At 69.9% G+C, this 26,493-nt stretch carries 24 protein-coding genes, 2 tRNA genes and 1 pseudogene; 13 read left to right on the top strand and 14 right to left on the bottom strand.

The window, feature by feature from the left end:
* Positions 1-22: 22 nt before the first annotated feature.
* Positions 23-95 (bottom strand) — tRNA-Glu (locus tag QNA09_RS03430).
* A 98-nt stretch (positions 96-193) separates the two neighbouring features.
* Entirely contained in the window at positions 194-847 is a 654-nt protein-coding gene (locus QNA09_RS03425) for a TetR/AcrR family transcriptional regulator (RefSeq protein ID WP_010593885.1), read from the bottom strand.
* Between the two features lie 229 nt (positions 848-1,076).
* Here QNA09_RS03425 and QNA09_RS03420 point away from each other — a divergent pair.
* Positions 1,077-1,149 (top strand) — tRNA-Lys (locus tag QNA09_RS03420).
* Between the two features lie 84 nt (positions 1,150-1,233).
* Here QNA09_RS03420 and QNA09_RS03415 read toward each other — a convergent pair.
* A complete protein-coding gene (locus tag QNA09_RS03415; RefSeq protein ID WP_010593884.1) occupies positions 1,234-1,812 on the bottom strand; it encodes a hypothetical protein in 579 nt (192 codons plus the stop codon).
* A 162-nt stretch (positions 1,813-1,974) separates the two neighbouring features.
* On the opposite strand from QNA09_RS03415, the gene QNA09_RS03410 reads away from it, so the two are divergent.
* From QNA09_RS03410 to phoU, 6 genes are all read left to right on the top strand, one after another.
* Positions 1,975-2,418 carry a hypothetical protein gene (locus QNA09_RS03410; protein WP_010593883.1) on the top strand — a complete coding sequence of 148 codons (444 nt, stop codon included), beginning with the start codon at positions 1,975-1,977 and terminating at the stop codon, positions 2,416-2,418.
* Between the two features lie 58 nt (positions 2,419-2,476).
* Entirely contained in the window at positions 2,477-3,061 is a 585-nt protein-coding gene (locus tag QNA09_RS03405; protein WP_017680906.1) for a DUF937 domain-containing protein, read from the top strand.
* A gap of 218 nt (positions 3,062-3,279) precedes the next feature.
* Positions 3,280-4,236 (top strand): acyl-ACP desaturase, encoded by a 957-nt coding sequence (locus tag QNA09_RS03400; RefSeq protein WP_010593881.1) that lies wholly within the window; start codon positions 3,280-3,282, stop codon positions 4,234-4,236.
* Positions 4,237-4,356: 120 nt separating this feature from the next.
* A complete protein-coding gene (gene dusB / locus QNA09_RS03395; protein ID WP_010593880.1) occupies positions 4,357-5,499 on the top strand; it encodes a tRNA dihydrouridine synthase DusB in 1,143 nt (380 codons plus the stop codon).
* Between the two features lie 304 nt (positions 5,500-5,803).
* On the top strand, positions 5,804-7,654 hold the full coding sequence (locus QNA09_RS03390; RefSeq protein WP_010593879.1) for an LCP family protein: 1,851 nt from the start codon (positions 5,804-5,806) through the stop codon (positions 7,652-7,654).
* Positions 7,655-7,737: 83 nt separating this feature from the next.
* Positions 7,738-8,445, top strand: a complete 708-nt coding sequence (gene phoU, locus QNA09_RS03385; RefSeq protein WP_010593878.1) for a phosphate signaling complex protein PhoU — start codon at positions 7,738-7,740, stop codon at positions 8,443-8,445.
* A gap of 76 nt (positions 8,446-8,521) precedes the next feature.
* Here phoU and pstB read toward each other — a convergent pair whose 3' ends face one another.
* The 6 genes from pstB to QNA09_RS03355 all read right to left on the bottom strand — a co-directional run bounded on the left by pstB (position 8,522) and on the right by QNA09_RS03355 (position 14,369).
* Entirely contained in the window at positions 8,522-9,298 is a 777-nt protein-coding gene (gene pstB, locus QNA09_RS03380; RefSeq protein WP_003936505.1) for a phosphate ABC transporter ATP-binding protein PstB, read from the bottom strand.
* Positions 9,299-9,350: 52 nt separating this feature from the next.
* Positions 9,351-10,259 carry a phosphate ABC transporter permease PstA gene (gene pstA, locus QNA09_RS03375; protein WP_010593877.1) on the bottom strand — a complete coding sequence of 303 codons (909 nt, stop codon included), beginning with the start codon at positions 10,257-10,259 and terminating at the stop codon, positions 9,351-9,353.
* 4 nt (positions 10,260-10,263) lie between these two features.
* Complete coding sequence (gene pstC / locus QNA09_RS03370) at positions 10,264-11,319, bottom strand: phosphate ABC transporter permease subunit PstC (RefSeq protein ID WP_010593876.1); 1,056 nt, start codon at positions 11,317-11,319, stop codon at positions 10,264-10,266.
* Between the two features lie 58 nt (positions 11,320-11,377).
* Complete coding sequence (gene pstS / locus QNA09_RS03365) at positions 11,378-12,496, bottom strand: phosphate ABC transporter substrate-binding protein PstS (RefSeq protein WP_010593875.1); 1,119 nt, start codon at positions 12,494-12,496, stop codon at positions 11,378-11,380.
* A gap of 238 nt (positions 12,497-12,734) precedes the next feature.
* Entirely contained in the window at positions 12,735-13,631 is an 897-nt protein-coding gene (gene mshD, locus QNA09_RS03360; protein ID WP_010593874.1) for a mycothiol synthase, read from the bottom strand.
* A gap of 9 nt (positions 13,632-13,640) precedes the next feature.
* On the bottom strand, positions 13,641-14,369 hold the full coding sequence (locus QNA09_RS03355; protein ID WP_010593873.1) for a response regulator transcription factor: 729 nt from the start codon (positions 14,367-14,369) through the stop codon (positions 13,641-13,643).
* 127 nt (positions 14,370-14,496) lie between these two features.
* Between QNA09_RS03355 and QNA09_RS03350 the strand changes: the two genes are divergently transcribed.
* From QNA09_RS03350 to QNA09_RS03330, 5 genes are all read left to right on the top strand, one after another.
* Positions 14,497-15,276, top strand: coding sequence for an LmeA family phospholipid-binding protein (locus tag QNA09_RS03350; protein ID WP_010593872.1), 780 nt, complete (start codon positions 14,497-14,499; stop codon positions 15,274-15,276).
* The gene (locus QNA09_RS03345) at positions 15,273-15,719 is read left to right on the top strand and encodes a thioredoxin family protein (RefSeq protein WP_010593871.1); all 447 of its coding nucleotides are present in this window, start codon (positions 15,273-15,275) and stop codon (positions 15,717-15,719) included. Before QNA09_RS03350 ends, QNA09_RS03345 begins: the two co-directional genes overlap by 4 nt.
* A gap of 245 nt (positions 15,720-15,964) precedes the next feature.
* On the top strand, positions 15,965-16,447 hold the full coding sequence (locus QNA09_RS03340) for a DUF4395 domain-containing protein (RefSeq protein ID WP_010593870.1): 483 nt from the start codon (positions 15,965-15,967) through the stop codon (positions 16,445-16,447).
* 61 nt (positions 16,448-16,508) lie between these two features.
* A complete protein-coding gene (locus QNA09_RS03335) occupies positions 16,509-17,345 on the top strand; it encodes a sulfurtransferase (protein WP_119699464.1) in 837 nt (278 codons plus the stop codon).
* Positions 17,346-17,347: 2 nt separating this feature from the next.
* Positions 17,348-17,653, top strand: a complete 306-nt coding sequence (locus tag QNA09_RS03330) for a DUF1416 domain-containing protein (RefSeq protein ID WP_010593868.1) — start codon at positions 17,348-17,350, stop codon at positions 17,651-17,653.
* Positions 17,654-17,706: 53 nt separating this feature from the next.
* Here QNA09_RS03330 and QNA09_RS03325 read toward each other — a convergent pair whose 3' ends face one another.
* Entirely contained in the window at positions 17,707-18,942 is a 1,236-nt protein-coding gene (locus QNA09_RS03325) for a cutinase family protein (protein WP_017680913.1), read from the bottom strand.
* A 228-nt stretch (positions 18,943-19,170) separates the two neighbouring features.
* On the opposite strand from QNA09_RS03325, the gene QNA09_RS03320 reads away from it, so the two are divergent.
* Entirely contained in the window at positions 19,171-19,842 is a 672-nt protein-coding gene (locus tag QNA09_RS03320; RefSeq protein ID WP_017680914.1) for an FABP family protein, read from the top strand.
* Here QNA09_RS03320 and QNA09_RS03315 read toward each other — a convergent pair.
* The 4 genes and pseudogenes from QNA09_RS03315 to cydB all read right to left on the bottom strand — a co-directional run bounded on the left by QNA09_RS03315 (position 19,830) and on the right by cydB (position 26,483).
* Positions 19,830-21,542 carry a BCCT family transporter gene (locus QNA09_RS03315; protein ID WP_029539989.1) on the bottom strand — a complete coding sequence of 571 codons (1,713 nt, stop codon included), beginning with the start codon at positions 21,540-21,542 and terminating at the stop codon, positions 19,830-19,832. The genes QNA09_RS03320 and QNA09_RS03315 overlap by 13 nt on opposite strands.
* A 314-nt stretch (positions 21,543-21,856) precedes the next feature.
* Positions 21,857-23,518 (bottom strand): thiol reductant ABC exporter subunit CydC, encoded by a 1,662-nt coding sequence (gene cydC / locus QNA09_RS03310; RefSeq protein ID WP_040274079.1) that lies wholly within the window; start codon positions 23,516-23,518, stop codon positions 21,857-21,859.
* 224 nt (positions 23,519-23,742) lie between these two features.
* Positions 23,743-25,449: pseudogene (gene cydD, locus QNA09_RS03305) on the bottom strand (thiol reductant ABC exporter subunit CydD); the annotation flags it as partial.
* A complete protein-coding gene (cydB, locus tag QNA09_RS03300) occupies positions 25,446-26,483 on the bottom strand; it encodes a cytochrome d ubiquinol oxidase subunit II (RefSeq protein WP_040274077.1) in 1,038 nt (345 codons plus the stop codon). The pseudogene cydD and the gene cydB, both read right to left, overlap by 4 nt.
* Positions 26,484-26,493 lie beyond the last annotated feature (10 nt).

The raw sequence follows: 26,493 nt of genomic DNA, 5'->3' as shown, positions 1-26,493 counted from the left end.
GGCGATACTGCTTCCGCAAGCGTACCCCCTACGGGATTCGAACCCGCGCTACCGCCTTGAAAGGGCGGCGTCCTAGGCCGCTAGACGAAGGGGGCCCGCCGGATTACTCCGACCCGCACCCTCAACGGGTTCGCGTTCCGTTGGGAGCTTGGATAGCTTAGGACACCGGTTTCCGGATTCACAAATCAGCAGGTCACGCCGATTGTTCGCCCTCCATGGGCGACTCCGGCGCCCCGCGCCGCCGCTCGAGCCACTCCGGCGCGGCCGTCGCCTCGAGGCACACGTCCAGGCATTCCGCGAAGCGGGCCCGCACGTCGACGTCGGTCGCGGTGAGATCGTGGAAGTAGCGCTGGCCGGCCAGGCACGCCCCGAGCACACCCAGGAACCGTTCGAGGTCGACGCCGGCACGGACCAGCCCCGCGTCCCGCGCCTCGACGGCCAGCCGGCGGCCGGCGGCTCCCCACACCGAGCTGCCGCGCAGCTTCGCCTCGGCGTCGAACTCGGGTTCGGTCACGAGCTTGAACTCGGCCCGGATGATGACGTCGCCCTGCAGGGCGTCGGCGAGATCTCCGACGAGGCCGTGCAACCGCTCGAAGGGATCCAGCCCCGGCGCGTGCAGCCACCGCTCGGTGATCACCCGATAACGGTCGAGGCCCTCCGCGAGCACCGCCCGGGCGAGCTCCTCCTTCGAATCGAAGTGGAAGTACATCGCGCCCTTGGTCGCCCCGGAGTGCTCGAGAATCGCGTTGACCGAGGCTGCGCCGTATCCGCGCCGGGCGAATTCGATCGCCGCGGATTCGACGATGGACGCGCGGGTGCGCCGCGCCCGCTCTTGCTGACGTGACATGGGGGGTTCGTGCCTCCGAACGTGACCTGCGGTCCCCCCGATCGCCACTGTAGCCGCCGGGCGACCGGCACGCGCACAGCCAGGCATTTCCCGTCTTCGCGCAGAACACACCAAGTGGTATGCTTTTATCCGGCTCGGGTGCGCCGCAGGGGGTGCGCACCCGAGCCTTCGAGCGGCACGGCCGTCCGATACTGTTGACCGGCGCGATGCAGTTAGACTGTGCGCCCACGCCCCTATAGCTCAGTTGGTAGAGCTACGGACTTTTAATCCGCAGGTCCCAGGTTCGAGCCCTGGTGGGGGCACTGTGACTTCGAACCCTGGTGGGGGCACTGGACACTGCCGGCCGGAGTGCGCCCGCAGTGTTCGACACACCTCGTCGTCGCCTGCTAGTCCGGCGCGCCGGCCACCCTGCCCGGACGGTCGCTTCGCAGCTCCGACTCCTGCTGGGCCCGCTCCCGCTCGAGGTCGCGACCGCGTTTGCGGTACATGAAGCTCAGAGCGGCGAACACGAGGAACATGACCGCTCCGAGGACGGCGCCGACGAGCGTCGCGCCCCGGAATCCTGGGGCGTCGACGTCGAGGATCCGCTCCCCCGCGTGCGCCGCGTTCCCGCTGCCCAGCACGATGCTCGAGGTCATCAGGTTGGGAATCGCCACGATGACGGCGGCGACGACGAACACCACCTGCAGGACGCGATGCCGCCGCCACGTCCTGATCCGCCACACCGCAGCGAAGAGGGCCAACGGCACGAAGGTGCACACGAATCCGAACAGCAGTCCCCAGGCCGTTCCACGAGCGAAACCGGCGTCGGCCAGCCCGGCGACACGCTGCGCCCACCATCGGGGGACGAACGCCGCCAGCGCGAAGTACGCGGCCACCAGCGTGAGCACGGCAGCGACGCTCCACAGGGCCTTCTTCGCCCACGGGGGAAGCCCCGACCGCTGCGCCGTCTCGTTGCCCGCCATCACGTAGTTCCCCTTCCGGGTCCGGGTGTGCCGTCTCTTCAGACTACGGATCCGCACACCCGACACGGCGTCCGAATCGCCGGTTCTGCGCTGCTGCCGCACCCGAAGTGTGGTTAGGGTGGCATCGCTCACGAAACCGATCCGGCGATCGATGGGAGTGGCGTGCGCAGCTTCGTGGACCTCGGCCTGTTCCTGTCTGCCGTCGCCCTGGGAATCGGCTCGTTCCTGCCGGTGGTGGCCGGGGCCCGGCCGACCGAGATCCCGTTGACCGACCTGCGCGACGGGATTGCGGCCGGCGACGTCTCCGCCCTCGGCGCAGCCGACCTTCCGGTCCATCAGGCACTCGCGGCACCGCTCGTCCTCGCCGCCGTCCTGCTGCTCCTGGCCGCCCTGTTCGATTCGGCGGTCGCAGGCTGGGCCGGGGTGGTCGTCGGTCTCGTCGCGACCGGCGCCTTCGCGGTGCGGGTCCACCAGCAGTTCGACGACTACGTGCGCGCGAACCACGCGACGGCGCTGACGAACCAGACGGGGTTCGTGCTGATTCTCAGCGGGTTGGGGGTCGCGTTGCTGTGCGCGGTGATCGCGGGACGGCGGACGTCCGCGTAGCCGCAACGCCGACGCGGAACGCCGACCGGGGTGGCGACGGCGGCTACCCTCGGTGCCCATGCCCTCACTCGACGAACTCCTCTCGCAGATCCCGGTCGACCAGATCGCTCGTCGACTGGGCGTGGACGAGCAGACGGCGGCCACCGCGGTGCGGGCCGCCCTGCCCACGCTCGTCGGCGGCCTCGAGGCGAATACCCGGAATCCGGACGGCGCCACGTCCCTGCTGTCCGCGCTCGACCAGCACCGCGGCTCACCCCTGCTCGACGGCGGAGTGAACGTGAGCGACGTGGACACCGAGGACGGCGACCGGATCGTGTCGAACGTGTTCGGCGACAACAAGGACCAGGTCGTGCAGACGCTGGGCCACGCCGACGGCGCGGGCGGCAGCGACCTCGTCGCGCGACTGCTGCCCATTCTCGCTCCGATCGTGCTGACGTACCTGGCCCGCCAGGCCGGCGGGAAATCCGGCGAGCCGGGTGGCCTGAGCGATCTGCTCGGCGGGCTCCTGCGCAGTGCGTCGGGCGGCGCGGGCAGCGGGGGCGCCTCCGGCGGCCTCGGCGGAGTTCTCGGCAGCGTTCTGGGGGGCAACGGCGGCGGCCTGGGCGATCTGCTCGGCGGACTCCTCGGTGGCGGCAAGCGCTGAGGTTTCGGAGAGGACACGGGCTCACTCCCGCGCGTCGCGCCGAGGCACCCGTGTCCACCCGGTAGGATGGCCGGATCACCGCATGTGAAGGATCCCATCGGCGGTCGGGCCGGGGTCGGCCGAATTTGGAGCACGTCACAGACATGGCGGCGCCCAACCTACGGTGCCGTAGCCTGTAATTCGTTCGTGATACGCACAGTTATGGAGAGGTAAACGGAATGACGCGAGTTCTGACTCAGCTGGAGCTTCTGCGCGAGCTGGAGCCCGTCGCCGAGGCGAACGTCAACCGCCACCTTTCGATGGCCAAGGACTGGCACCCCCACGACTACGTGCCCTGGGACGAGGGACGCAACTTCGCCGCGATGGGCGGCGTGGACTGGGAGCCCGAGCAGTCGAAGCTCGACGAGGTCGCCAAGGCCGCGATGATCACCAATCTGCTCACCGAGGACAACCTGCCGTCCTACCACCGCGAGATCGCCGAGAGCTTCTCCCGCGACGGCGCGTGGGGAACGTGGGTGGGCCGCTGGACCGCCGAGGAGAACCGCCACGGCATCGTGATGCGCGACTACCTCGTCGTCACCCGCGGCGTCGACCCCGTCGCTCTCGAGAATGCCCGCATGGAGCACATGACCAACGGGTTCGCCTCGCCCAACGAGGTGGGGATGCTGCACTCGGTGTCGTACGTCACCTTCCAGGAGCTGGCCACCCGCGTCTCGCACCGCAACACCGGCCGGGCGTGTCACGACTCGATCGCCGACAAGATGCTCCAGCGCATCGCCGCCGACGAGAACCTGCACATGATCTTCTACCGCAACATCTGTGAAGCGGCTCTCGACGTGGCCCCGGATCAGACTCTCGCGGCGATCACCGATGTGCTGACGAACTTCCAGATGCCCGGCGCCGGCATGCCCAACTTCCGCCGCAACGGCGTGCTGATGGCCAAGCACGGCATCTACGACCTGCGTCAGCACCTCGACGAGGTGGTCATGCCGGTGCTCCGCAAGTGGCGCATCTTCGAGCGTGAAGACTTCGGTGCCGAGGGCGCCCGCGTCCTCGACGAACTCGGCACCTTCCTCGAGGATCTCGAGAAGCAGGCGGTGAAGTTCGAGGAGATGCGCGATCGGTCCCTCGCCCGCGACGCCGCCCGCCGCGAACGCAACGAAGCCGCATCCTGATCCTCGCCGGTGCGTGATTCGGGGGCGGCGTCCCCGAACAGCTATCCTGTGCCCGGTGCCGGATTCGGTGCCGGGCACAGTTGTACGCACTTCTTCTTCACGCCGTCTTCGAGGTTCTTCATGTCACCCCTTCGCATCGGCTCGCTCGAGTTGAACAGCCCGGTCGTGCTCGCGCCGATGGCGGGAATCACCAACGTCGCCTTCCGCACCCTGTGCCGCGAGCTCGAACTCGAGCGTTCGGGAAGCACGTCGGGGCTGTACGTGTGCGAAATGGTCACCGCCCGGGCACTCGTCGAACGTCACCCCGTCACGATGCACATGACGACATTCGGCCCCACCGAGACGCCCCGGTCGCTGCAGCTGTACACCGTCGACCCGGACGTCACCTACCAGGCCGCGAAGATGATCGTCGACGAGAACCTCGCCGACCACATCGACATGAACTTCGGCTGCCCCGTGCCGAAGGTCACCCGCAAGGGGGGCGGCTCGGCCCTGCCGTACAAGCGACGCCTGTTCGGCAACATCGTCGCGGCCGCCGTCCGCGCCACCGAGGGCACCGACATCCCGGTGACCGTGAAGTTCCGCATCGGTATCGACGCCGATCACCACACCCACCTCGACGCGGGCCGGATCGCAGCGGCCGAGGGCGCCGCCGCCGTCGCGCTCCATGCCCGCACCGCCGCCCAGCGGTACTCGGGTGAGGCGGACTGGAACGAGATCGCCCGGCTCAAGGAGCACGTCACCGACGTACCGGTCCTGGGCAACGGCGACATCTTCGCCGCCGAGGACGCGCAGAAGATGATGGAGCAGACCGGTTGCGACGGCGTCGTCGTCGGACGCGGATGCCTCGGCCGGCCCTGGCTGTTCGCCGAACTCAGCGCCGCCCTGAACGGCACGCCCATGCCCACCCCGCCGAATCTGGGCGAAGTGGCGGGCATCATGCGCCGGCACGCCGAACTGCTCGCCGACCACCACGGCGAGGACCGCGGCATGCGCGAGATCCGCAAGCACATCGCCTGGTATCTGCGCGGCTTCCCGGCCGGATCCGACGTGCGCAACGCCCTGGCGCGCGTGTCCGGCCTCGCCGAACTCGACGAGTTGCTCGGCCGCCTCGACCCGACGGTGCCCTTCCCCAAGGACGCGGAGGGCCCTCGGGGCCGCCAGGGCTCCCCCGGTACCGTCGCCCTGCCGGACGGCTGGCTCGACGACCCCGAGGACTGCATGGTGCCGGCAGGCGCCGACGTCATGCACTCGGGCGGCTGACGTCGGCTCAGCCGTTCGGACCGGACGAACCGGACCGCACCGGCCTGTCGCTCGGCGGACACCTCGATCCGGATCGAGGCCGCCAGTATCATGACGGGATCGCCGTGGTGGCGGGTGCGTACGAAAGCGGAACATCCGCGGAGAGGCGAGGGAATCGGTGGGTGAGGAGCACGATTCGGGCCTGCCCGACAGTCGCGCTCCGTGGGAACGTCCTATCGCCGACTCCGGGTATCGCAGCTCACACACCGGCCGGACACGCCGACGCCCGACGGATCTGCCCGGTGACGCCGGACCGCCGCCGCCGGTGCGCGGTGCCGAAACCGGCCGTCCCCGCCGCTCGGCCACTCCGGGCGAGAACCCCGACCAGGTCACCGTCGCGGCGCTGATGAACAAGGTGGGGCGCGACAGCACCCCTGTCCGCCGTCCCGAACCCGAACCGGCCGCGCCGAACCCGCAGCCCGTCCGGCCGCCGCGGACATCGCCCGCCGACGACGACCCCACCGAGAAGATCCCGCCCGTGGGCGCCGCGCCGCCGGACAGCCCGCCGCCCACACCCCCGCGCGACGACCGCGCCGACGAGCAGAACGACGAGCCCGAGCAACCGGTCGCGCTGCCCCGAGCGGTCGGGGACAACGGTCCGAGCAGGCTGGCTCTGAGCAAACGGCGCAAACGCCGGCGCCTCGCGACGGCGGGCCGCACCGTCCTGGCCCTGCTGTCCGTACTGACCCTCGTCGGCAGCGGCCTGGTGTGGGGCTACGTGCGTTCCACCGAGGCAGGATTCGCCCAGATCGCGGCGCTGGACACCGAATCCACCGACATCGTCGACCCCGGCGGCCAGACCGGCGACGAGACCTATCTGATCATCGGCACCGACACCCGTGCCGGGGCGAGCGGTGCGGTCGGCGCCGGGACCGAGGCCGAGGCCGAGGGCGCGCGCGCAGACACCGTCATCCTGGTCAACATCCCCGCCGACCGCAGTCGCGTCGTCGCCGTCTCCTTTCCGCGCGACCTCGACGTGACGCGGCCCGTGTGCCGGGGCTGGGACAGCACCACCGGCGAGTACACGTCGGAGACGTTCCCCGCCGCCGAAGGCGACAAGCTCAATGCCACCTACGCGCTGGGCGGACCGAAGTGCCTGGTGAAGGTGATCCAGAAGCTGTCCGGCCTGAAGATCGGGCACTTCGTCGGAATGGATTTCGCCGGCTTCGAGAGCATGGTGAACGAGGTCGGTGGCGTCGAGGTGTGCACCCCTACCCCCCTGGTCGACGGGGAACTCGGCACCGTCATCGAGACCGCGGGCACCCACACCCTCAGCGGCCGGCAGGCGCTGGACTACGTGCGGGCGCGGAAGGTCGAGTCGGAAGGAAACGGCGACTACGGACGCATCACCCGGCAGCAGAAGTTCCTGTCGTCGCTGTTGCGCTCGGCGATGTCGAACAGGGTCCTGTTCGACCCCGGCAAACTGAACGGGTTCATCAACGCGTTCACCCGAGCGACGTTCGTCGAGAACGTCGACACCGAGTCGCTCGTCCGGCTCGGGCGCTCGCTGCAACGGGTCGAAGCCGGAGCCGTCACCTTCCTCACCGTGCCCACGGCGGGAACCAACGAGTGGGGCAACGAGATTCCGCGTCTCGACGACATCAAGGCGATCTTCCACGCGATCATCGACGACGAACCGCTGCCCGGGGAGAAGCGGGAGGCCCCGGAACCCGATTCGTCCGCGCCGCCGCCGGTGTCCGTTCTGCCCGACCGGACCGCGGTGGATCCGTCGACGGTGTCGGTGCAGGTGTCCAACGCTTCCGGCGCGTCCGGCCTCGCGGCCCGGACCGCGGAAGAACTCGGCGCCTACGGTTTCCCGATCTACAGCGTCGGCAACTACTCCGGCACGAGCAAGGAGACCGTCGTCCGCTTCTCGCCCGGGCAGGAAGCCGAGGCGCTGACACTGGCGTCCGCGGTGCCGGGGGCGGTGCTGCAGGAATCCGCGGACCTCGGCGGCATCGTGGAACTCGTCCTCGGCACCGGATTCGCCGGCAGCATCACCGCGCCGACCGAGGCGGGGTCGGTCCTGCCGACGGTGCCCATCCAGGCTGCCGAGGAGAACGAACTGCCGGTCGACCTGTCGATCACCAACGCGGGCGACGATTCCTGCGCTTGAGCGGGTCGTCGCGCCCGGCCATTCACCCTGCGTTCACCCGCTGCTCGTGACCCGGCTGTGTGTGCGCCGTAGTCTGTGTCATTATGCGCGTCGTATACCACGAACAGATGACCGAGCTCGCCGATCTCCTCGGAGAGATGGCGGGCCTTGCGGGCCTTGCGATGGAGCGGGCCACCCAGGCACTGCTCCAGGCGGATCTCGCGCTCGCCGAGACCGTGATCGGTGAGCACGACAAGATCACGGACCTGAGCACGCAGTGCGAGGAGAAGGCATTCTCGCTGCTCGCCCTTCAGGCGCCGGTCGCCGGCGACCTGCGTTCCGTGGTCAGCGGCATCCAGATCGTCGCCGACATCGACCGGATGGGTGCGCTGGCCCTGCACGTCGCCAAGGCGACGCGGCGCCGGCACCCCAATCACGTTCTGCCCGAAGAGGTCAACGGCTACTTCGCCGAGATGGGCCGGATCGCGGTCTCCCTCGGCGCAGCGACCAGGGAGATCCTCGAGACGCGCGATCCCGAGCGGGCGGCCCGGCTGCACCAGGAGGACGAGGCGATGGACGATCTCCATCGTCACCTGTTCACGGTGCTGATGGACCGCGAATGGAAGCACGGCGTGGCCGCGGCGGTGGACGTGACGCTGCTGGGACGGTTCTACGAGCGGTTCGCCGACCACGCCGTCGAGGTGGGTCGTCGCGTGATCTTCCTGGTCACCGGCAAGCTGCCCACCGACGAGGACTTCCGGGCGATGCGTGAACGCGTCGACAAGCTGACGGTGTATCCGCAGGACCAGTAACCCGACGCGGAAAGGCCCCGCCCGGATTTTCCGGGCGGGGCCTTTCCGCGTCCGCGGTGCCGAAGTCGCAGCCGGCTCAGCCGAAGCGACCGGAGATGTAGTCCTCGGTGGCCTTCTGGGTGGGGTTGGAGAAGATCTTCTCGGTGTCGTCGATCTCGACGAGCCGGCCCGGCCTGCCGGTGGCCTCGAGGTTGAAGAATGCGGTCTGATCACTCACGCGCGCCGCCTGCTGCATGTTGTGCGTGACGATCACGATGGTGTAGTCCTGCTTCAGCTCGGCGATCAGATCCTCGATGGCGAGCGTCGAGATCGGGTCGAGAGCGGAGCACGGCTCGTCCATCAGCAACACCTCCGGCTGCACCGCAATGGCGCGGGCGATGCACAGGCGCTGCTGCTGACCACCGGACAGGCCGCCACCGGGCTTGTCGAGACGGTCCTTGACCTCGTTCCACAGGTTCGCGCCGCGCAGCGACCGCTCGGCGATCTCGTCGAGCTTGTTCTTGTCGCGCACGCCCTGCAGCTTGAGGCCGGCGACGACGTTGTCGCGGATCGACATGGTGGGGAACGGGTTGGGGCGCTGGAACACCATGCCGATCGTCTTTCGGACGCCGACCGGATCGACGGACGAGTCGTAGATGTCCTCGCCGTCGAGCAGCACGGAGCCCTCGACGCGGGCACCGGGGGTCACCTCGTGCATTCGGTTGAGCGAGCGCAGCACGGTGGACTTGCCGCAGCCCGACGGTCCGATGAACGCGGTGACGTTCCGCGGCGGCACGGCCAGCGTCACGTCGGCGACGGCGTGGAACTTGCCGTAGAAGATGTTGACGTCCTTGAGGTCCAGACGCTTGGCCATTACCGGCTCCCTACTGGTGTATCGAAATCGGGGGATGTGTGCACGAGGAGGCCTACTTGGTCCGCACCTGGGAGTAGTGGCCGATCACCTTGGCGACGATGTTGAGGACCGCGATGACGAGGATGAGCGTGAGGGCAGCGCCCCAGATCCGCATCGTGCCCGCGTCGGTCGGGTTGTTCATCTCCGCCACCATGACGCCCGGCAGGCTGCCCATCTCGCCACCGAACAGGTTGAAGTTGATGAACGGCGCGTAGCCCACGAGGATCAGCAGCGGCGCGGTCTCGCCCATGACGCGCGCCAGGGCCAGCATGACGCCGGTGATGATGCCCGGCAGCGCGGTCGGGATCACGATGCGCGCGATGGTCTTCCACTTGGGCACGCCGAGGGCGTAGGAGGCCTCGCGCAGGTCCTGCGGCACGATCCGCAGCATTTCCTCGGTGCTGCGCACGACCACGGGAACCATGAGCAGGACCAGCGCCAGGGACACCGCGAAGGCGGACTTCGGGAATCCGAACGTGGCGATCCACAGGGCGTAGATGAACAGTGCGGCAACGATGGAGGGGACGCCGCTGAGGATGTCCACCATGAACGTGGTGATCCTGCCCAGTCGCGTGCCGGCGCCGTACTCCACGAGGTAGATCGCCACGAAGATGCCGATCGGGATGGAGATCACCGCGCACACCAGGCCCTGCAGCAGGGTTCCGACGAGGGCGTGGTAGATGCCACCGCCCATCGCGGACGCGGACAGCCCGCTCAGGGAGTTCGTGAACCAGGTGGCGCTGGTCAGGGCGGGAATGCCCTTGGCGATCACGGTGATCAGGACCCATGCCAGCGGCACGAGAGCGACCAGCACCGACACCGTGACCAGCACGGTGGCGGCGAGATTCGTTGCGCGCCGACGGGTGCCGACGCCCCGGAAGGTGGGGCCCTTGACCGGCGTCTCGAGGAGTGTGGTCGTCATGGCTTCAGTCCTTCTTTCCTGCGACGACCGCACGCGCCGCGGCGTTGACCACGAAGGTCAGCACGAAGAGCACCAGGCCCGCGGCGATGTAGGCACCGGCCTGGATGTCGTTGTTGAACTCGGCGTATCCCAGCGCGATCTTCGAGGCGATGGTGGCGCCGCCGTCGAACAGCGACCACGAGAACGGCTGCGACGTGGTCCGCAGGATCAGGTACAGCGCCATGGTCTCGCCGAGGGCGCGGCCGAGGCCGAGCATCGACCCGCTGATGTAACCCGACTTGCCGAACGGGATGACCGTGGTCCTGACGACCTCCCAGCGGGTGGCGCCGAGGGCGAGCGCTGCCTCGATGTGGGGAGTCGGCGTCTGCACGAACACCTCCCGGCTCACCGCGGCGATGGTGGGCAGGATCATCACGGCGAGCACGATGCCCGCAGTGAAGATCGTGCCGCCGCCGAGGATCGAACCCGAACCGGAGGCGAACAGCGGGAACCAGCCGAGGCTTTCGTTGAGCCACGTCGCCAGCGGGCGGATCGCCGGGGCCAGGACGAGCAGGCCCCACAGGCCGTAGACGATGGACGGCACGGCGGCGAGCAGATCGATGACGTACGCCAGGGGCTTCTTCAGGCGCGCGGGGCAGTACGAGGTGAGGAAGATCGCGATGCCGAGGGCGACCGGCATCGCGAGGACCAGCGCGAAGAACGACACCAGGACGGTCACCTGGAACAGGTCGAGCACACCGAACGACATCTCGGCGATGTCCTGGGTGACCCACTCGCGGCTGGTGAGGAAGTTGACGGTGTTGCGCTGGAGCGCCGGCACCGCGCGCCAGACGAGGAACACGCCGATGGCCGCGATGATCACCGAGATGAGGACGGCGGACCCGGAGGCCAGCGAACTGAAGATCCGGTCGCCCGGTCTGGTCAGCGGTTTGCTGTCGCCGCGCGCTGGGGTGGTAATCGTGGCCTCCGGGATGTTGCCGTGCGGACCGCCCGCCCCGGACCCGGCGTCGTCGCCGGACCCGGAAGTGCGAGGTGCGGATTTGGTGGGCGCGTCACTCATCTGCGCTCGCAATCTCTCTCTGCTCGTGATCGACGGTACGGTCCGCGGCGCTCATCGGCTAGGCGATGGCGTTGATCGACTCGGTGAGCTTCGCCTTGAAGGACTCGGGCAGCGGCACGTAACCCTGCTCGGCGAGACCCTCCTGGCCCTCGTTGGCGGCGCTGACGAGGAACGACTTCACGGCCGCCGAGGTGTCGGCGTCGTAGCCGGCCGAGCACACGATCTCGTAGGTGGCGAGCATGATCGGGTAGGCCCCCTCCTGCGTCGTCCCGAAGATCGAGCTCAGGTCGAGCGTCAGGTCGCCCTCCCCGGTGGGCGCGAAGGTCGCGGCCTCGATGGCCTTGCCGGCCGACTCGTCGGTCAGCTCCACCGCGCCGGACCCGTTGTCGATCTGCGCGATGCTCAGGCTGTTCTGGTCGGCGAAGGACTTCTCGACGTAGGTGATCGAGCCGGGCGCGCTGGCGACGGCCTGGGCGACACCGGCCGACCCCTTGGCGCCTTCACCGATGCCGCCGGTGAAGTCGGAGCCGGCGCCGGAGGTCCAGGCACCGTTCGAGGCGGCCTCGAGGTACTTCTGGAAGTTGTCGGTGGTGCCCGACGAGTCGGAGCGCACGATCGCGGTGATGGCCGAATCCGGAAGGCTCACACCCTCGTTGAGAGCCGCGATGGCCGGATCGTTCCACTGCTTGATGGTGCCGTTGAAGATCTTGGCGACGGTCTCGCCGTTCAGCACGAGGTTGTCGACGCCGTCGACGTTGTACGCGATGGCGACCGGACCGAAGACCAGCGGCAGGTTCCACGCGGGGTTGCCGGCGCACCGCTCGGCGGCCTGGGCGGCCTGCTCGTCCTTGATGGCGGAGTCGGAGCCGGCGAAGTCGATCTGGTTCGCGATGAACTGGGTGCGTCCGTCACCGGAACCCGACGGGTTGTAGGCGACGTTGACGTTCTTGCCCTTCTCCTGGCAGACCGCGATGTAGGTGGACACGAACTGGTCCATCGCGTTCTTCTGCGCGGACGACCCGGCGGCGGACAGCGTCTCCTTGCCCTCACACGTCGCAGCCGAGGCGGACGCGTCCACGTCCGTCGAGGCGGCATTGTTGTCACTGCCGCATGCGGCCAGGGTGAGGGCACCTGCAGCCACCACACCGAGCAGGGCGCCATTGCGCTTGAGGTTCACTCGTTCTCCTCCGGAATTCGCGACCGGCACGCCCGCGATACGGGCGGCGGCATCAGGCGCGGGGCGATCCCGGCGCCGGACCGGCATGCTGCGGCCCGTAATGGAAAGTTAATGAGGACGGGTTGACGGTTGGACGCCCGAAGGTGAACGCGGCGTGAACGCGAAAAGTACACCTGCAGTCCGTATGGTCGACGTCACACGACGAAGACGGGACGGACGCGTGCGGTACGTGCGCCGTTCACGCGCCGACGTAGGCGAGATCGACGTGGAATCGCTCGAACCCGAGCCGGCCGTAGGTGTGCAGGGCGGCGGTGTTGTCACCCTCGACGTACAGCAGCACCGCGCCGAGGCCGCACTCCTGCAGGTACCGCAGCCCGGCGAGGGTGAGCAGCCGGCCGAGACCGCGTCCCTGCGCTCCGGGGTCGATGCCGACCACGTACACCTCGCCGATCGCCGGTCGGTCCGCCGTGGCGGCGTGCACCTTCGTCCAGTGGAAGCCGAGGAGCCGGTCCGGATCCTGTTCGTCGAAGGCGAGGAACACCCCCTCCGGGTCGAACCAGGACTCGCTGCGGCGCTGCGCGAGATCGCGCTCCGTCCACCGGCCCTGCTCGGGGTGCCAGGCGAAAGCGGCCGCGTTGACCCGCAGCAGTTCGGCATCGTCCTCGGGTCCCCGGTACGTCCGCAGGAGCAGACCGTCGGGGACCTGCAGGGCCGGCAGTTCGGGCTCGCCGAGCGGGCGCCGCAACTGCAGGAGCTCGCGGACCGGCGTCAGGCCGAGCCGCGCCGCGAGCGCCCGGGCGGGCTCGAGGTTGCCGTGCGCCCACACCCGGGTGCCGGCACCTCCGGCCTCGAGCGCCGCGGCGACGAGCCGCGACCCCACACCGTGCCGGCGGTGCGGCGGATCGACGACCACCTCCGCCATGGCCGGGTGCTCCCCGTGGCCGGGGACGAGGTTGGCGTAGCCGACGATCGTGGCGTCCGCCACGGCCACCAGATGCTGCTCGTCACCGTCGCCGGTGAGGGAGTGCAGCACCTGCTCGGACACCGGGGCCGTTCCGTCGGCAGCGTGCGCGCGGGCGACGAGTGCCCGCACCTCGGCGGCTTGCTCGGCGGACAGTCGACTGACGAATTCCACGAGGCGAGCCTAGTCGGCGAACTCGGCGTCCTCGAACTCGACGCTGGTGGAGCCGCCCTTCCCGGTCTTGGTGGTGGGACGCACCGCCTTGTAACCGACGTTGCGGACCGTGCCGATCAGGGACTCGTACTCGGGGCCGAGCTTGGCGCGCAGGCGCCGCACGTGCACGTCGACGGTGCGGGTACCACCGAAGAAGTCGTAACCCCACACTTCCTGCAGCAGTTGCGCGCGGGTGAACACCCGGCCGGCGTGCTGTGCGAGGTACTTGAGGAGCTCGAACTCCTTGTACGTCAGGTCGAGGGGACGGCCGCGCAGCCGAGCGGTGTAGGTGCCCTCGTCGATCGAGAGCTCCCCGAGCGTGATCTTGCCGCTGTTCTCGGGGCCGGCTGCAGCGCCGGACCGGCCGACCAGCAGTCGCAGTCGCGCGTCCAGCTCGGCCGGTCCGGTGGTGGTGAGCAGGATGTCGTCCAGCCCCCACTCCGGGTTCACCGCCACCAGGCCCCCCTCGGTGAGCACGGCGACGACCGGGATCGCCGAACCGGTGCTGCCCAGCAACCGGCACAGGCCGCGGGCGGCAGCCAGGTCGGTGCGGGCATCGACGACCGCGATGTCCGCGGACCCCGCCTCGAGGAGCGACGACACCTCGGTCGGCGCCGGGCGCACCGAGTGCGCGAGCAGCGACAGCGAAGGCAGGACCGCCTCCGGGTCGGGATCGGAGGTCAGCAGCAACAGCTCCACCGTGCCTCCATTCTTCGCGGGCTGCGCGAAACTCGTGTGAACGACGCGCTACAGATTAGCGCCACGAGGGCGTTCACCGGGCAACCGCGCTCGGGAAGCGGTGCGAGCCGTCCGTCACAATGGTGCGGTGCGCAAACTCATCCTCGCTCTCGTGACGCTCGTCGGAGTCGCACTCCTGATCGATTTCGGCGCCGCGGCGTGGTCCGAGTACCGGGTCTCGCGGGCGCTGCGGGAGGGTGGTGCGCTGACGGCGGACCCGGCGGTGACCATCCACGGGTTCCCGTTCCTGACCCAGGCCCGGGCCGGCCACTACGAGAACGTCGAGATCCGGGCGCAGGGTGTGCCCAGCGGGACGCTCGGTGACATCACGATCGAGGCCAACCTGATCGGTGCCCACGCGGACGCGGGCGAGCTGCTCGACGGTTCGATCCGCACGGTGCCGGTGGACCTGCTGTACGGGCGCGTGATGATCGACGCGACCGAGCTCGGTCAGCTCTACGGCATTCCCGACCTGCAGGTGTCCGCTCCCCCGGCCGACAAGTCCGACGGCACGGGCGGGTCCGGCGGCTCCGGACGCACCACCGCGGGCGGGGTCGTCCTCACCGGCACGGTTCCGGTGGGCCCGGTCTCCGCGGAGGTCAGCGTGCAGGCGAACCTGCTGCTCGAGGGCGACACGGTGCGCATCGTGGCGTCGGACCTGTACTTCGGTCCGGAGGGACAGGCGGACTTCACCGTCCCGGATCCTCTGAAGCCGACGGTGCTGGGTCTGTTCACCACCACGATCGAACCCCAGAATCTGCCGTTCGGGGTGCGCCCGACCGCGGTCGAGGCCCGCGGCTCGACGATTGTGATCGAGGGTGAGGCACACCGGACCACGATCGATCTCGAGGAGGTGCAGCGCCTGTGACCGCTGTCGTCGTCCTGCTGGTGGTGGTGGCTGCCGCCCTGATCGTCGGGACCGTCCTGCGGGCCCGCGAGGGCAAGGTCCGCGTCGTCGATCCGGCCCCGGTGCCGGGGCCGGATCCGCTGTTGGCGGCGGTGGGGGTGGGCACCGGCGATGCGCCGGTGGTGCTGCACTTCTCCGCGGACTGGTGTGGACCGTGCGCCGCGGTGCGCCGGGTCGTCGCTCAGGTGGTCGCCGACCTCGCGGCCACCGGCGACGGATTGCCCGTACCCCGCGATCTCGAACTGGACATCGACGAGAACCCGCAGCTGGCAAAGGAACTCGGCGTGCTGTCGTTGCCGACGACGTTCCTGTTCGACGCCGCCGGCACCGAGAGGTACCGGGTCTCGGGGGTGCCGACCGCGGCCGACCTGCGGGCCGCGCTGGTGCCGCTGCGCACCCCCTAGGCCCCCGATCCGGCGAGACGTCGGCTAAGCTGCCTGCCGTGTCGACCTGCCGAGAGCTCATGCTCACCCGACGCCGCACAGTCGATCTGTGCCGCCTCGGCGGCTTCTGCTGTACCTGCTGCTGATCCCCCGGCCGAGACGTCCGACCGTCTCCGCGGCATCCGCTGCCGTCCCCGGTGTGATCCCCGCGGTTGTCACCGCGACGGTCCGCCCTCACGCGTCCCCTCCCAGCAGGAGCACCACCCATGTCCACCTCTGCCACCACCACCACCACCGCCACCACCCACGGGAGCCGGCAGGTTGATGTCCGCGGCCCCCGGTTCGCGGCGTGGATCACCACCGCCGTCCTCGTCGTCGTCCTGGTCGTCGCGTCGGTCTCGACCGCGGTGGCCGGCGTACTGCTCGCCGCCCAGACCGTGGTGTTCGCGGCCGGCGCAGCCCTCGGGCCGCGCCGCAGCCCCTACGGCCTGCTCTTCGCGCGGTTCGTGGCGCCCCGGTCGAGCGCGCCCACCGAGACGGAACCGGTCGCCCCGCTGCGGTTCGCGCAGCTCGTGGGGTTCGTGTTCGCCGCCGTGGGGACCTTCGCCTTCCTCCTCGGCGCCGACCTGACCGGGCTGGTCGCCACCGGATTCGCACTGTTCGCCGCCCTGCTCAACGCCGCGTTCGGGGTGTGCCTCGGGTGCCGGATCTATCCGCTCGTGGCCCGGTTCCGGGCCGTCGCCGCCTGACCACCGTTCCCTCCGCACCGTTCCACTCGACCCGAGAGTGTCAGCACCGAAAGGAAACTCCATGGCTCGCTCCGACGTCCTGGTCTCAGCAGACTGGGCAGAGCAGAACCTCCACGCACCGAATACCGTGTTCATCGAGGTCGACGAGGACACCGCCGCCTACGACGGCGGGCACATCGAAGGTGCGATCAAGCTCGACTGGCGCAAGGACCTGCAGGACGGCGTCCGTCGCGACTTCCTGAACCGGGAGCAGTTCTCCGCCCTGCTGTCCGCGAAGGGCGTCGCCGACGACGACACCGTCGTGCTCTACGGCGGCAACAACAACTGGTTCGCCGCCTACGCGTACTGGTACTTCAAGTTCTACGGGCACCGGGACGTCAAGCTCCTCGACGGCGGCCGCAAGAAGTGGGAGCTCGACGGGCGCCCGCTGTCCAAGGACGAGGTCACCCGCCCGGCCACCGAGTACAAAGCGCAGGAGCCGGACTACTCGATCCGCGCCCTCCGCGACGAGGTGATCGACGCGATCGGCACCAAGAACATCATCGACGTCCGCTCCCCCGACGAGTTCTCCGGCAGGATCCTCGCCCCGGCCCACCTGCCGCAGGAGCAGGCCCAGCAGCGCGGCCACGTCCCGGGTGCGATCAACATCCCGTGGAGCACCACCGCCAACGAGGACGGCACCTTCAAGTCGGACGACGACCTCGAGGCCCTCTACCGGGCCAAGGGTTTCGACGACAGCCGCGAGACCATCGCCTACTGCCGGATCGGTGAGCGCTCGAGCCACACCTGGTTCGTGCTGCAGGAGATCCTCGGCAAGAACAACGTCAAGAACTACGACGGCAGCTGGGTCGAATACGGCTCGCTCGTCGGAGCCCCTATCGAGTTGGAGGTTCGCTGACCATGTGTGGTGCACCCGTTCAGTCCCAGACCCTGCCCGCCGGCGTCGACGTCGAGAAGGAGACGGTTCTGACCGGCCGTGTCGTCGACACCGACGGCCAGCCGGTCGGCGGCGCCTTCGTGCGCCTGCTCGACGGCACCGGTGAGTTCACCGCCGAGGTCGTCGCCTCCGGCACCGGTGACTTCCGTTTCTTCGCCGCGCCCGGCGACTGGAAGGTCCGCGCGCTGTCCGGCCGCGGCAACGGTGACGTCGCCGTGAGCCCGACGGCCCCCGGCGTCCACCACGTCGAGGTCACGGTCGCGAAGTAGGACCGATCCGGCGGGGCCCGTTCCTTTCGGGGAACGGGCCCCGCCGTCGTTCGTCAGTTCTGCGGCTGTCCGCTCACCCGCTCGGCTTCGGCGAGCGCGACGATCCAGTCGACGATCCGCTCGCTGTCCCAGTACCAGGGATCGTGCGGGTTGGTGTTCCAGTAGCCGATGTGCTGGACGAAGCCCAGCAGGATGTACGGCTCGACGAACAGATCGACGATGCCGCTGTTGTCGTCGACGAAGCCGACTCCCTCGGCGCGCAACTTCTCCAGCACGATGGGCCGGCCCGGGCCGACGGCCCAGTCGCGGATCTCCCGCATCCGTTCGGGGCTCACGTCGGCGCTCGGATCCACGGGGTAGGTCTTGTCGACGACCTTGCGCAGCACGTCGAGGAGGGATTCGTCGGACTCCCACCAGTCGTCCCGGGTGACGATGTGCGCGGCGGCGCGGGCCGCCGTCACCGCCACCGTGCGTCCCAGGTCGTCGACGGTCTGCATCGGGTCGATCAGGGTGAACCGCATCTGCCCGAGCATGCCGAGGGCCAGCTCGAGGACCGCGATGTCCTCGGGGGCGTCGCACGCCACGTCGTAGCGCCGGCACGAGTACACCACCCGGTCGGCCAGCGCTCCGTAGTCGGCGGGCTCGGAGGACATGAATCCGCCGCCGCGCGGACCGGCCCCGCCGAGCGAGTCGACCCCCGCGGGGCGGTACGGGTCACCGACGAGGACGACTCCGGCGATGTCGTCCGGGGCGACATGGGCGTCGTCGGGCCGGTGCCCGAGTTCGCGGCTCACCCGTTCGATCACCTCGGCGCCGACGCTGTACCCGACGAGGGCGAACCGGGTGCGCTCCCCGCAGGCGCGCTTGCGTTCGTCGAGGATGCGGTTGGTGGACGCGACACCCGCCGCCACCGAGTCCTGATAGGTGGGCACGTCCTCGAACAGGCCGAGACCGTAGGTGGCCGGGTACGGAACGTACATCCAGCCGATCGTGCCCGGCCGGTCCGCGGTGGCCTCACCGGCCGGGACCGTCACGTTGCCCACCCAGTTCGACCACAGCTGACGCGACTCCTCGACCACGGGGTCGCGGTCGGCCTCGGAGTCGGTGGCGCCGGAAACCGCCACGATCAGCAGATCGGGGCACTCGAGTGCGTAGTTGTCGGGATGGACGCCGGGCCCGGACGAACCGCTGTTCGACCCCGCCCCGGGGACGGCGACCGCGTCGGGCGGGATCAGCGACAGGGCCGCGAGGACCGCGGCAACCGGCAGCAGCAGACGGATGGAGCGCACACGACCTCCGAATCGGGCTTTCCGGGCGAAAGGCCCGCCCGGCCCCGTGCACGGTACTATCCCGCGCGCCGCGTCGCGCGCCCGGTGGGGACGTCGGTTTTCGCGCTTTCCGGACGCCGTCTAGGATATGGCCGTGGTCATCTTCTTCGAAGCGCTCCTTGTCCTGGCGGCCGTGCTCATCACATGGTTCGCGGTGTACGTCCTCTACCGTCTGGTGACCGATCAGCCGTGAGTGCCGAGTCCGGTGAGGAACGGGAAGTCGTCCGCGGCAGCGGCGACAAGGCCGTCGCCGACGCCCTCGAACGGGCCAAGGCGACTGCCGACAAGAACGTCCCGATCCTGAGCGGTCTGCCCGTCCCCGACGACACCGCGAATCTGCGCCTCGGTCCGGACATGCATCCGGAGCTGCTGGCGCTGCTGCCCATGGTGGGTGTGTGGCGGGGCGAGGGCGAGGGCAACGACCCCCGCACCGGCGACTACCGCTTCGGCCAGCAGATCGTGGTCACCCACGACGGCGGCAACTACCTCGTGTGGGAGGCCCGTTCGTGGCGCCTCGACGAGGAGGGCGCCTACAGCGGTCCGGATCGCCGGGAGAGCGGCTTCTGGCGGGTCGCCGGCACCGGCGCGCCCGGCAGCGAGGATCCGGAAACCCTCGAGTTGCTCCTGAATCACAGCTCCGGCGTCGTCGAGCTGTACTACGGCACCGCTCTGACCCAGTCGTCCTGGGAACTGGCGACCGACGTGGTGATCCGCAGCCAGTCCGGCGAGGTGGTCGGCGGCGCCAAGCGCCTGTACGGCATCGTCGAGGGCGGCGACCTCGCCTACGTCGAGGAACGGGTCACCGCGGACGGGGACCTGCGGCCGCACATGTCCGCGCGGCTCGCTCGCTACATCGGTTGATCCTCACGGGTTGATCCTCGCGCCGGGGAATCCGTTCCGTCACCGGGCTCGGCGTCCGGATCCGGCACGGCGCGGGTGACGACGACGGGCTCCGGAGCGGGCCGCTGCTCGGCGGCCTCGAGTTCCTCGGCGGTGCGCACCCGGCTCCACTGCCGGGTCACCGGCTCGGCCCGCTCCCCCAGGTCGTCGCGGATCCCCTTGACGAGGCTGTACATCATCACGAAGCCGATCACGAAGAACGGCAATCCGATCACCGTGATGACCTGCTGCAGCGCGTCGAGACCGTCCTTCCCGGTGGCCACGAGCATGGTCGCGGCGACGAGACCCATCAGGACCGCCCAGAACAGGCGCTGGTGCAGCGGCACCCGTCCCTCGTTGCCGGCGGCCATCATGTCCAGGACCATCGCGGCGGAGTCGACCGAGGTGATGAAGAAGACCACCACGATCACCACGGCGAAGAACGACATGACGCCGGCCCACGGGAAGTTGCCGAGGAACTCGAACAGGGCGCCGGGAATGTCGCCGTCGCCGACGACCCGGTCGGCGAGACCACCCGAGCCGTTCAGCTCGATGTCGAACGAGGCCATTCCGAACACGCTGAACCAGATCACCGAGAACAGCACCGGCAGCCCGAGGACGCCGGCGACGAACTCGCGGATGGTGCGGCCGCGGGAGATGCGGGCGATGAAGATCCCGACGAACGGCGCCCACGTGATGGTCCACGCCCAGTAGAAGACGGTCCACGTGTTCTGCCAGCCGGTGTCGCCGAACGTATCGTTCCAGAACGCGAGCCGCGGCAGCATGCTGCCGTAGATGCCGACGGACTCGATCATGCCCTTGAGCAGGAACAGGCTGGGGCCGGTGACGAGGACGAAGGCCAGCAGCGCGACGGCCATGCCGATGTTGAGGTTCGACAGCCGCTTGATGCCGCGATCGAGACCGAGCGCCACCGACGTCCCCGCCGCCACGGTGACCACCGCGATCAGGACGATCTGGACGAGCCCGTTCTCGGGGAGGCCGAACAGCTCGGCGAGGCCGGCGTTGACCTGCAGAGTCCCCAGTCCCACCGACGTGGCCACGCCGAACACGGTGCCCACGATCGCGATCACGTCGATGGTCTTGCCGATGGGTCCGTAGATTCGGCCACCCAGGATCGGGGCGAAGATGGAACTGACGCGCGGCGGCAGCTTGCGCTTGTAGATGAAGTAGCCGAAGCACAGGCCGGGCAGCGCGAAGATCGTCCAGGTGTGCAGCCCGAAGTGGTAGAGCGTGAAGCCGATGGCCTCGGTGGCGGCGGCCGCGGACCCCGGTTCGACGTCCTGCATCGGCGGGTTCGCGAAATGGGAGATCGGTTCGGCCACGCCCCAGAACATCAGGATCGTGCCGATGCCGGCGGCGAACAGCATTCCGAACCACGCCGGAGTGGAGTGTTCGGGCCGGTCGTCGTCGCCGCCGAGCCGCACCCGGCCGTAGTGCGTGAACGCGAGGCCGACCAGGAAGACCAGGAAGGTGGACACCCCCAGGATGTAGAACCAGCCCAGGTTCGTCATGATCCAGCCCGACACGGAACTGAACAGGTTGTCGACAGCCGTGGTGAACGCGATCGTCACGACGACGAACACGAGGGCGATCAGCGCGGAGGCGAAGAACACCCCGGGCGACGTACGAAGGCGTAACAGGCCGTGCGCTCGCTCGAGCATGAGGACACCTTTCGTTCGGGACGCGAGGCGCACGCGCCGCCTACCGCGAACGGGGGTACCCCGAACTGCGCGTTCGCACACCTGCCGGACACGCAAACGGCCCCCGAGCCGTTCTCCGCGGACGCCTGGTCGGCGGATTCCGGTCGGACGGACCGGATGGCTCGGGGGCCGGGTGACTGCGTGGTATTCGCCGGCCGCTGGGCGGTCGACAATCCCGTCGTCGATGACAGCGGCTAGCGCGCAGCCACCTCACGTGTCCGATACTTCAATTCAGACCACCTCCTTTCTCGTGTACGCCCGAAAGTACGCGCCGCTCAGACCGCGGGCAACGAGTTTTTCCCCAGGCGAACGACGAGGTCGGCTGCGGTGTCGCCGGGCAGCTGGTGGGTGACGACGACGACGGTGCGCTCAGGTGCGACGAATCCGGCGTCCCGGTCCAGCAGCAGTCGTTGCAGCTGCGCACCGTCCGCGGCGTCGAGGTGCTCGGTGGGCTCGTCGAGCAGCAGCACCCGCGCGGGGGACACCAGGGCCCGAGCGAGCAGCAACCGGCGCCGCTGGCCCCCGGAGACGGCGCGCGCCCCGCCGACGAGCGTGCTGTGCAGTCCTTCGGGCAGCCCGGCCACCCACTCCCCCAGCCCGACGTCGCCGAGCACGGCCAGCGCCTCGGCCTCGGTGAGGTCGCCGCGGGCCACCCGCAGGTTCTCGAGCACGGACGTCTCGAACAGGTGGGCGTCCTCGGCGAAGAATCCCACCGTCCGCCGCAGGGCGGCCGGGTCGAGTTCGGCGAGCGGCACACCGCCGAGGGTGACCGTCCCGGCGACGGGTTCGAGCAGCCCCGCGAGGGTCATCAGCGTGCTGGTCTTGCCGCTGCCGCTGCTCCCGACGACGGCGATGCGCGTGCCGGGTGGCAGGTCGAGCGTGAGGGGCCCGGCGGCGGGGCCGCCGGGCCAGCCGCTGCGCAGAGCGACGGCACGCAGGTGGCACGGTTCGACGACGGGCCGGGTGCCGTGCGGCACCGGCCGGTCGGCACGGTCGAGCAGGTCGACGATGCGGCGTGCCGCGATCCGGGCGCGGGTGAGGGTGACGGCAGCACCGGGCAGCGCCGCGGTGGCTTCGAACGCGGACAGGGGCAGCAGCACGAGGATCCCGAGGGACATCGGACTCGCACCCCCGTCGGCGTAGAGCGCGATGCCGACGAGCAACGCCCCGAGAACACTTGCTCCGACCGAGAGGGGGACGGCGGCCTCCGCGTAGGCCGCGGGGACGGCCGCCCGGTCGGTGGCGCGCACCGCGTCGGCACCGGCGCGGCGGGCCCGGCCGACGGCCTGCGGGAGCAGGCCCGCGACCCGCAGTTCTGCGGCGTGGTCGAGCGCGGTGACCGCGTCGCGGGAGAACCGGAGGCGGGCGGCGGCGCTGTCGGCTTCGGCGCGGGCCGCGGCGCGGGCGGACACCCAGGGGGCTACGACGCCGGTGACGAGCAACGCGACGGCGAGGATCGCCGCGGCGGGCGGGGAGATCAGCGCGAGCCAGCCGACGGCGGCGAGGGCGAGGACCGCGGCGACGGCGATGGGCACCAGTGCCCGCACCACCACGTCGCCGAGGGCGTCGACGTCGGCGCCGGTGCGGGCGAGCAGGTCCCCGCGGCGCAGACCGGCGGAGGCCACCGGGTCGCCGTCGGCGAGGCGCCGGTAGACCCGGGTGCGGGCGGCGGTGGTCCCCCGGAGGGCGGTGTCGTGGCTCGCGATTCGCTCGAGGTAGCGGAACAGCCCGCGGGAGATGCCCAGGGCCCGGACGGCGACGACGGCGACCGTCAGGTCCAGCACCGGGGGCATCTGCCACGCCCGGATGATCAGCCAGGCCGACAGGCCGGCGAGCGCGAGGGCGCTGCCCAGGGTGGCGACGCCGGCGGCGACGGCGGCGGCGACCCGTCCGGGGCGCAGTTCGAGCAGCGCCAGGGCCCGGCGCAGATCGTTCATCACCGCTCCCCCGTACCGGGCGCCGCGTCGCCGTGGGAGACGACCCGCACGCCGGAGTCGGAGACGACCCGAACGCCGGAGTCGGAGACGACCCGAACGCCGGAGTCGGAGACGACCCGAACGCCGGAGTCGGAGACGACCCGAACGACGGAGTCGGAGACGACCCGAACGCCGGAGTCGGAGACGACCCGAACGACGGAGTCGGAGACGACCCGAACGCCGGAGTCGGAGACGACCCGAACGACGGAGTCGGCGATCGCGAGGATGCTGGGGCGGTGCGCCACGATCACCACGGTGCGTCCGCGACGCGCCAGTTCCCGCACCGTCTCGAGGACCGTGGTCTCGGTCGCGTCGTCGAGGTGGGCGGTGGGCTCGTCCAGCAGCAGGACGGGACGGTCCGCGGCGAGGGTGCGGACGAGGGCGAGCCGTTGCCGCTGCCCGAGCGACAGTCCGCTGCCCTCGGCGCCGACGACGGTGTCCCAGCCGCCGGGCAACTCGTCGAGCACTTCATCGAATCGCGTTGCCGCACAAATCTCTTCGAGTCCGTCGGTGGTGAGATCCACGCCCGTGAGGCGCAGGTTGTCCGCCAGCGTACCGGGGAGCAGCACGGGCCGCTGGGGCAGCCAGGCCACCTGCTCCCACCATGCGTCGTCGGCCGTCACGGGACGACCACCGACCTCGACGCTCCCCTCCGCCGGCTCCGCGAGTCCGAGGACGGCGAGCAGGGCCGTCGACTTGCCGGCACCGTTCGCCCCGGCCAGCACGGTCACGGCGCCCGGCCGGCACACCGCATCGAGCCGGTGCGGGGCGTATCCGTCGCGGCTCGCGACACTGAGATTCGTCAACGTCAGCTCGGCCGAGGTCGCATCGAATCCGGCACCGGCGGTGGCCGAAGGGGTGGCGGCCGCGCGGTCGAGGATCGTGAATGCGCGCTCGGCAGCCGCCTTGCCGTCCTCGGCGGCGTGGAACTTCGCGCCCACCGTGCGCAGCGGCAGGTACGCCTCGGGGGCGAGGATCAGCGCGACGACGCCGGCCTCGAGGGCCATGTCGCCGTAGACGAGGCGCAGACCGATGCTCACCGCGATCAGCGCGACGGAGAGGGTGGCGAGCCATTCGAGCACGGTCCCGGACAGGAACGCCACGCGCAGCGCGGACATGGTGGTGCGACGGTGGTCGTCGCCGAGCTCGCGCACCTTCTCTGCCGGGCCCTGTTCCCGGCCGAGTGCGCGCAACGTGGGCAGACCGGCGATCAGGTCGAGCAGCTGGGCCGAGAGCGTCGTCATGGTCTGCAGCGTGCGGTCGGCCTTGCCCTTGGTCAGCAGCCCGATGAGGATCATGAACGCCGGGATGAGTGGCAGCGTCACGACGACGATGATCGCCGAGGTGAGGTCCTGGAATGCGATGACCACCACGGTGATCGGGGTGAGCGTGACGGCGAGCAGCAGGGCCGGCACGTATCCGGTGAGGTACTCCGACAGCCCGCCGAGCCCGCGGGTGAGCACCGTGGCGATCTCGTCGCGGCGTGGTTCGAGTTCCCGCGGCGGCAGCCGGGTCGCCGCCGCGAGCACCTCGTGCTCGAGTTCGGCGACGACCCGGCTCGCCGAACGGTGCGCGAACCGGGACTGCACCCACGTGACCAGGGTGCGCACGGTGACGGCCCCGGCCAGGACCAGCAACTCGGTCCGCCATTCCCCGAGTTCCGCGGTGCCGGTGGTGAGCACCCCCGCGAGGACCGCACCGATCGCGAGCGCGGACACGACGATCATCGCGACGTTGATCGTGGCCGTGACGAGGGTGAGCACCAGGTAGCCGCGGGCGGTGGCGGAGTAGCGCCACAGCCGCGGGTCGATCGGCCCGCGACGCCGTGGCGCATCCGCCGCTCCGGGAGCGGAGCCGAACGGACGCACCGCGGCGTCGGCGGGCGCGGTCATTTCGCCCCGAGCGACAGACCGATGGACTTCGGGATGTGCTTGGTGGAGATGCGCTGACGGAACACCCAGTACGTCCAGCCCTGGTAGATCAGGACCACCGGCGTGACGATCACCGCCGCCCACGTCATGACCTTCAGTGTGTACGGACTCGACGACGCGTTCTCGATCGTCAGCGACAGGGTGTCGCCCAGCGTGGACGGCATGACGTTCGGGAACAGCGATCCGAACAGCAGGACGACGGTGCCGACGATGGCGACCGTGGTGAACACGAACGCCCAGCCCTCACGCTCCGCGCGGGTGAGCGCGACGACGGCGAGCAGCGCAGCCGCCGCGGCGCCGACGAGCAGCCACGTCCAGGTCTTGCCGTAGGCGAGTTGCGTCCACAGCACGAAGGATCCGGCAACGACGACCGCCGGAACGGCGAGACGTGCGGCGAGGGCCACGGCGTCCTCGCGCACCTCGTCGGCGGACTTCAGGGCGATGAAAACCGCGCCGTGCAGCGCGAACACCAGCGCGGTGGTGGCACCACCGAGCAGCGCGTACGGGTTCAGCAGGTCGAAGAAGCCGCCGATGTACTGCTTGTTCTCGTCGATGGCGACGCCGCGGACGATGTTCGCGAACGCCACGCCCCACAGCACGGCCGGTACCCAGGAGCCGAAGACGATGCCCCAGTCGCAGCGCCGCCGCCAGGTGGGGTCGTCGATCTTGCCGCGGTACTCGATCGCCACGACCCGGACGATGAGACCGAGCAGGATCAGCAGCAGGGGCAGGTAGAACCCCGAGAACAGGGTGGCGTACCACTCGGGGAACGCGGCGAACATCGCGCCGCCCGCGGTCAGCAGCCACACCTCGTTGCCGTCCCACACCGGCCCGATGGTGTTGAGCAACACCCGGCGGCGGGTGTCGGCCGTCTCGGTGCGGCCGCGGCCGAGCACCGGCATCAGCATGCCGACACCGAAGTCGAAGCCCTCGAGCACGAAGTATCCGGTGAACAGCACCGCGATCAGGACGAACCAGATCTCTTGAAGTCCCATGACCGATCTC

It is taken from the genome of Rhodococcus sp. AH-ZY2, from assembly GCF_030916465.1.
Taxonomy (GTDB): Bacteria; Actinomycetota; Actinomycetes; order Mycobacteriales; family Mycobacteriaceae; genus Rhodococcus; species Rhodococcus ruber.
Note: the sequence above shows the minus strand (reverse complement) of the source record. Positions and strands in the feature narration are given on the sequence as shown.

Excerpts from the sequence above, each read along its gene's own strand:
- pstC (WP_010593876.1), bottom strand. The coding sequence starts at position 11,319 with ATGAGTGACGCGCCCACCAAATCCGCACCTCGCACTTCCGGGTCCGGC.
- QNA09_RS03335 (WP_119699464.1), top strand. The coding sequence starts at position 16,509 with ATGGCTCGCTCCGACGTCCTGGTCTCAGCAGACTGGGCAGAGCAGAAC.
- phoU (WP_010593878.1), top strand. The coding sequence starts at position 7,738 with ATGCGCGTCGTATACCACGAACAGATGACCGAGCTCGCCGATCTCCTC.
- QNA09_RS03315 (WP_029539989.1), bottom strand. The coding sequence starts at position 21,542 with ATGCTCGAGCGAGCGCACGGCCTGTTACGCCTTCGTACGTCGCCCGGG.
- QNA09_RS03415 (WP_010593884.1), bottom strand. The coding sequence starts at position 1,812 with ATGGCGGGCAACGAGACGGCGCAGCGGTCGGGGCTTCCCCCGTGGGCG.
- QNA09_RS03425 (WP_010593885.1), bottom strand. The coding sequence starts at position 847 with ATGTCACGTCAGCAAGAGCGGGCGCGGCGCACCCGCGCGTCCATCGTC.
- cydC (WP_040274079.1), bottom strand. The coding sequence starts at position 23,518 with ATGAACGATCTGCGCCGGGCCCTGGCGCTGCTCGAACTGCGCCCCGGA.
- pstA (WP_010593877.1), bottom strand. The coding sequence starts at position 10,259 with ATGACGACCACACTCCTCGAGACGCCGGTCAAGGGCCCCACCTTCCGG.
- QNA09_RS03400 (WP_010593881.1), top strand. The coding sequence starts at position 3,280 with ATGACGCGAGTTCTGACTCAGCTGGAGCTTCTGCGCGAGCTGGAGCCC.
- dusB (WP_010593880.1), top strand. The coding sequence starts at position 4,357 with ATGTCACCCCTTCGCATCGGCTCGCTCGAGTTGAACAGCCCGGTCGTG.
- cydB (WP_040274077.1), bottom strand. The coding sequence starts at position 26,483 with ATGGGACTTCAAGAGATCTGGTTCGTCCTGATCGCGGTGCTGTTCACC.
- QNA09_RS03405 (WP_017680906.1), top strand. The coding sequence starts at position 2,477 with ATGCCCTCACTCGACGAACTCCTCTCGCAGATCCCGGTCGACCAGATC.
- QNA09_RS03340 (WP_010593870.1), top strand. The coding sequence starts at position 15,965 with ATGTCCACCTCTGCCACCACCACCACCACCGCCACCACCCACGGGAGC.
- pstB (WP_003936505.1), bottom strand. The coding sequence starts at position 9,298 with ATGGCCAAGCGTCTGGACCTCAAGGACGTCAACATCTTCTACGGCAAG.
- QNA09_RS03330 (WP_010593868.1), top strand. The coding sequence starts at position 17,348 with ATGTGTGGTGCACCCGTTCAGTCCCAGACCCTGCCCGCCGGCGTCGAC.